This window comes from Conchiformibius kuhniae DSM 17694 (assembly GCF_000428785.1).
GTDB classification, from domain to species: Bacteria; Pseudomonadota; Gammaproteobacteria; order Burkholderiales; family Neisseriaceae; genus Conchiformibius; species Conchiformibius kuhniae.
Genome location: NZ_KE386799.1, coordinates 91002 through 97080 on the forward strand (window position 1 = coordinate 91002; position 6079 = coordinate 97080).

General features: G+C 52.5%; 3 protein-coding genes. All 3 read left to right on the forward strand.

From position 1 onward, the window contains the following. The first annotated feature begins 1 nt into the window (after position 1). The 3 genes from G392_RS13405 to mutS all read left to right on the forward strand — a co-directional run bounded on the left by G392_RS13405 (position 2) and on the right by mutS (position 5597). Positions 2-1534 (forward strand): pentapeptide repeat-containing protein, encoded by a 1533-nt coding sequence (locus G392_RS13405; protein WP_084165989.1) that lies wholly within the window; start codon positions 2-4, stop codon positions 1532-1534. A gap of 60 nt (positions 1535-1594) precedes the next feature. Continuing rightward, positions 1595-2743, forward strand: coding sequence for a trans-sulfuration enzyme family protein (locus G392_RS0110830; protein ID WP_027010223.1), 1149 nt, complete (start codon positions 1595-1597; stop codon positions 2741-2743). A 289-nt stretch (positions 2744-3032) separates the two neighbouring features. Beyond that, on the forward strand, positions 3033-5597 hold the full coding sequence (gene mutS, locus G392_RS0110840; RefSeq protein WP_027010224.1) for a DNA mismatch repair protein MutS: 2565 nt from the start codon (positions 3033-3035) through the stop codon (positions 5595-5597). Positions 5598-6079 lie beyond the last annotated feature (482 nt).

Genomic DNA, 6079 nt, shown 5'->3' on the forward strand with positions numbered 1-6079 from the left:
AATGACTGGAAAAATAAATTTTTGGCAGAAATTTAAAATCTTTTCGGATAGCCAAACAGATAAATTGCTGGTATTGCTGTGTATCGCATCAATTTTGTGGTGCATATGGGCGTTTTGGGATACATTGCCAATACGGTTATGGCAAATCGATAAACCAACATTATCCATTATTTTCTTATGCTTAACCGCAATATTGATGTTATGGCGTTGGTTTGTAAATATTGTGCAGTATTTTGAAAAATTTAAATATTTATCGCGCACGGTTCAGGTATTGTTATCAAGTTTGGCATCAATGGTTATTTTATCGGGCTTGGGTTTCGGGGGATATTTGGGGAAAGATGCGTTGCCTGCTACTTTGGTGGTGTTGGTCGTTTCCGCACCTGTTGCCTTTACCGTGTGGCGTTTCCGCGATGAAAACCAAAGCAAAGACATCAATTTGAAAGAATTTCAAAAAATCTCCGAATGGGTAACGGGCGCACATTTCGGCGAAGCGGAAAAGGAAAAACACACGCAAAAGTTTTCAGGCAGCCCCGAAAATGGCGAACTGCCTTTAAGCGAGCGCAGCCGCGAATACCATCAAACCGCCGAAAACAAACTGGCTTTGCACACTTTTTCCAAACGCGATGGCGCGGTGGGTTTGCAGATTGCCGCCGTTTACAATCTGCTGCCGTTTTATCGCGGCGATTACGGACGGGATTTTGAAAAGCCCGCCGTGCATCTGCTGCTGTCGGCGTGGAAAGTGTTGCAGCACGATATTTTGCAGCAGCTTGAGCAAACTGATGATTTGGAAAAACAAAAAGAATGGATTGGAAAGCTGCATGAACGCGCCGATACGCCGCTCGGACAAGCCATTACCCGCGTATTGCTGGCGTGCGGACACGATAAAAAGCCTTTGTTGCATAGGCATAAAGAACTGTTGCGTGGGATTTGTTTAAGTGGTATGAATTTTCAGTTGTCTGGTTTGGAAAGAGAAATTCTAAAGAACAAGTTATTTTATAAGCAAAATTTGTGTGGGGCACAATTGCAAGGAATTTATGGAGCAAGTCAATTTAGCTTCTCTAATTCAATCTTATGCAATGTAAACTTTCTTGGGAGTGTCCTTATAAAAATAAATTTCTCATATTCAGAACTCATTGATGCTAATTTTTCAGGAACAGAACTTCCAATGGTGAATTTTTCTAATTCTGTACTTGATGAGGTAGATTTCAAAGGGACATTTCTTGAAAAAGCAAACTTTTTATTTATCAGTAAGAATCCTTTTTTAGCTAATAATCTACTTGATTCTGATAATCTATTGGGTAGTATAATTAGTGATGGTGTATTTTTTGAATACGAATTAAAAACAAGACTTGCTTTGCAAGAGAAAGGATTAATTATATTTTGCAAAGGCAATCAAAAAATTATTCAATACTTGGTTTTTAAAGCAATCAAATACGGTTTTCAAACTAAATTCTCTTCAGTTGATATTCCTTATTTCATAGACTTGGAACAAACCCGCGCCGCCAATCCCGATTGGGAAATTTGGATTAAATAATCTTTCAGCCAGCCCGAAAATCCCCTACCATTCCCCTTTTTTGATTGTAAGGAAAACCCCATGCGTTTCGCCACCCGCTTAATCCACGCCGCCTACGACCCCGACCAACACCAACGCGCCGTGATGCCGCCGATTTACCAAAACAGCATGTTCGCCATGCGCGAAATCGGCGAAAACATTCCCTACAAATACTCGCGCCTGTCCAATCCCACCCGCCAAATCTTGGAAAACACCGTTGCCGAACTGGAACACGGCACGCACGGTTTTGCCTTTGCAAGCGGCATCGCCGGCATTGATTGCATTTTCCGCACCGTTTTGCGGCCGGGCGACACCGTGGTCGCCGTGCGCGATATTTACGGCGGCAGCTACGATTTGCTCAATAATGTTTACGCCGCTTGGGGCGTGGACGTGGTGTTTGCCGACTTGGACGATGCCGCCGCGTTAGACAATATTTTGGCGGAAAAACGGGTGAAACTGCTGTGGTTGGAAAGCCCGTCCAACCCGCTTTTGCGCCTGAACGACATCGCCCTGCTCGCGCAAAAAGCGAAAGCGGCGGGCGCGTGGGTCGGCATTGACAACACCTTTGCCACGCCGTATCTGCAAAATCCTTTGGACTTGGGCTGCGACATCGTCTTTCATTCCGCCACCAAATACCTGTGCGGCCACTCGGACGTGCTGATGGGCGTGGCGGCGGTGAAAGACGATGCTTTGGCGCGGGATTTGGGCAAAATGCTGATTGAAACCGGCGCGGTGGCGGGGCCGATGGACTGCTGGCTGGTGTTGCGCGGCATCAAAACCCTGTCGGTACGCATGAAACAGCATTGCGCCAACGCTTTGGAATTGGCGCAACGCCTGCAAAACCACGCGGCGGTGGCGCAGGTTTATTATCCGGGCTTGCCCTGCCACGAGCATCACGAATTGGCGAAACGGCAAATGCGCGGCTTCGGCGGCGTGGTAACCATTGTTTTGAAAAACAATACCGTGCAGGCAGCCAACCGCGTGATTCAAAATCTGCAACTGGTGCAAATGGCGTCCAGCTTGGGCGGGGTGGAAAGCTTGGTGAACCACTGTTATTCGCAATCGCATAGCGGCATGTCGCCCGCGCTGAAACGCGAATTGGGCATCGGCGAAGGGCTGTTGCGCTTTTCGGTGGGGATTGAAGACATCGAAGACATTTGGGCGGATATTGACGGCGCGTTGCGGGCGTAAATCGGGTCGGAAAAAAGTTATCCACATTTTCTGTGGATAACTTGGCAAAAACGGGGCAAAAATACCGCAAAAACGCTGTATTTTCAAAGCCTGTGCCTTTGTTGCTTAAAAAATAGGCAATTTGCAAAATATTATTGTAAAACAAATGGTTATCAAAATACCCCGATTTTTGCCAAGTGTTTGACAAATCGGGGTTTTTCCAAAATGTCAGCGTGCTTGCGCCCGTGCCGGAAGATGGGAATGCGGACGCATTCGGGCTATAATCGCGGCTTTTTGCCGGTGCGCCGCCATGAGTCCGTCTCCCGTTTCGCCGATGATGCAGCAGTATCTCGACATCAAAGCCGCCCATCAGGACAAGTTATTGTTCTACCGTATGGGCGATTTTTACGAATTGTTTTTTGACGATGCCGAAGAAGCCGCCAAGCTGTTGGACATCACGCTGACGGCGCGGGGCAAGCTGCACGGCGAGCCGGTGAAAATGGCGGGCGTGCCGTTTCACGCGCTCGAGCCGTATTTGGCGAAGCTGGTCAAATTGGGCAAAAGCGCGGCGATTTGCGAACAAACGGGAACGGTGGGCGCGGGCAAAGGCCCTGTCGAGCGCAAGGTTACGCGGATTGTTACGCCCGGCACGCTCACCGATTCGGCATTGCTCGAAGACAAGGAAACCAACCGCACGGCGGCGGTGTGTTTGGGCAAAAAGCAAAGTGCTTTGGCATGGGTGTCGCTGCAAAGCGGTGAGTTTAAGGCGAAAATCATTGCGCCCGATGCATTGGCAGACGAGTTGGCACGTTTGGGCGCGGCGGAAGTGCTGGCGGCGGAGCGCGATGCGGCGGCGGTGGCACCGCATCTGGGCGGCGGGCATCTGACCCGTTTGAACGATTGGCAGTTTGCGCCGGAAACGGCGTTCAAGCTGCTGACGGCGCATTTTGATTGTCAAGATTTGCGCGGCTTCGGTTTGGACGCAAACGAACACGGCGCGGCGGTGGCGGCGGCGGGGGCGTTGCTCAATTATGTGCGCCTGACCCAATCGCAACTGCCCGCGCATTTGGACGGCATCGCGCTGGAAACTTCGGACGAATACATCGGCATGGATGCGGCAACGCGGCGCAATTTGGAAATCACCGCCACGCTGGACGGCAAAAAAGCCCCGACCCTGCTTTCGGTACTCGACCGTTGCGCCACCCACATGGGCAGCCGTTTGCTGGCGCAGTGGCTGCACCACCCTTTGCGCTGCCGCGAAAAATTACGCGCCCGCCAAGAAGCGGTGTCGGTGCTGCTGCATCAGCCCGAAGCGGCGGCAGCCGTCCGGCAGTCTCTGAAGCACACTGCCGACATCGAACGCATCACCGCCCGCATTGCGCTGGGCTCGGCGCGTCCGCGTGATTTGTCGGCACTGCGCGAGAGCCTGTTTGCCCTGTCGCAGATTGCCGCACCCGCAGGCTCGTCCCTGCTGGCGGTTTTGTGCGGCTGTTTTCCGCGCACCCTGCCCGTTGCCGAACATTTGCACGGCGCTTTGCTGCCCGAACCGGCCGCGCTGCTGCGCGATGGCGGGGTGATGAATGACGGACACGATGCCGAACTCGACCGTTTGCGCGATTTGCAAAACAACGGCGATGCGTTTTTGGCGGAGCTGGCGCAGCGCGAACGCGAACGCACGGGCTTGTCCACCCTGAAAGTAGAATACAACCGCGTACACGGGTTTTACATCGAATTGTCCAAAGCCCAATCCGCCGCCGCCCCCGCCGACTACCGCCGCCGCCAAACCCTGAAAAACACCGAGCGTTACATCACCCCCGAGCTGAAGCAGTTTGAAGAACAATTTTTGTCGGCGCAAGACGGCGCATTGGCACGGGAAAAACAGCTTTATGCCGAATTGCTGGCGTATCTGCACCGCCGCCTGCCCGAATTGCAGCAAACCGCCCGCGCCGCCGCCGCTTTGGACGTATTGTGCGCCTTTGCCCTACAGGCGCGGGAACACGGCTACACTGCCCCCGAATTTGCCGACTACCCCGTATTGGCGATGCAAAACGCCCGCCACCCCGTGGTGGAGAGGCAAGTGGCGCGTTTCACCCCCAACGACGTGCAACTGGGCGGCAAACACCGTTTGATGCTGCTCACCGGCCCGAACATGGGCGGCAAATCCACCTACATGCGCCAAGCCGCGCACATCGTCATCATGGCGCACACGGGCAGCTTCGTACCCGCACAAACCGCACAAATCGGCAACATCGACCGCATATTTACCCGCATCGGCGCATCAGACGACTTGGCGGGCAACCGTTCCACCTTCATGGTGGAAATGAGCGAAACCGCCTACATCCTCAACCACGCCACCGCCCAATCGCTGGTGTTGATGGACGAAGTAGGGCGCGGCACCTCCACCTTTGACGGCTTGGCGATTGCCCGCGCCGCCGCCGAACACCTGCTGCAAAAAAACCAAAGCCTGTGCCTGTTTTCCACCCACTATTTTGAACTGACCGCGCTGCCGCAACACTTCCCCAACGCCGTAAACATGCACCTGAGCGCATTGGAACAAGCGGCGGACATCGTATTTTTGCACCGCGTGGAAGCGGGGCCTGCCGCCAAAAGCTACGGCATCGCCGTTGCCAAACGCGCCGGTTTGCCCGCACGCGCCCTGAGCGGCGCACAAAAATACCTCAAACAACTGGAAGCACAGGCGCAGCCGTCGCCGCAACACGAATTGTTCGCCCCGATACCCGAGCAGGACGACACCGCGCCCGCCGCACCCGCACCCCACCCTGTGGTGGACGAATTGGCGGCACTCAATCCCGATGAATTGTCGCCGCGACAGGCTTTGGACGCACTGTACCGTTTGCGGCGGCTGCTGGGGTAGGGCGCACCGCCAATGGACTGGGGCGTGTCATAAATTAAACTTTTATGATATAAATCATCATGATACAAAAACGCCGTCATTCCCGCGAATACGGGAATCCACTGCCCGATTTTTGGAAAACAATGTTTTATCAAGGTTTGTTGTGCTTTGATGTGGATTTCCGCCTATGCGGGAATGACGGTGCAGGGGTTTTTCGGTCGATTGATGATACGCCCTAAACAACACGGCAGCGTCATGCCCGAGAATACGGGAAGCCAAATATGCCTTGCCCAAACACAAGAATTGTGTTAGATTTTGAAAATTGTTTTCTGCTGCGTGCGGCATGCTTCCGACCGTGCCGCTTTGGTCTTTAATTTGTTAAAAATTGTTTATGTTTGTGAAGATTTAAATTTACAAATTTTAATCTATAGAAAATTGATTTTTAACAATAAAACAAGACTCCGCAGTCGGAAAACCCGCCCCATCATTAGGGGATTAAGACC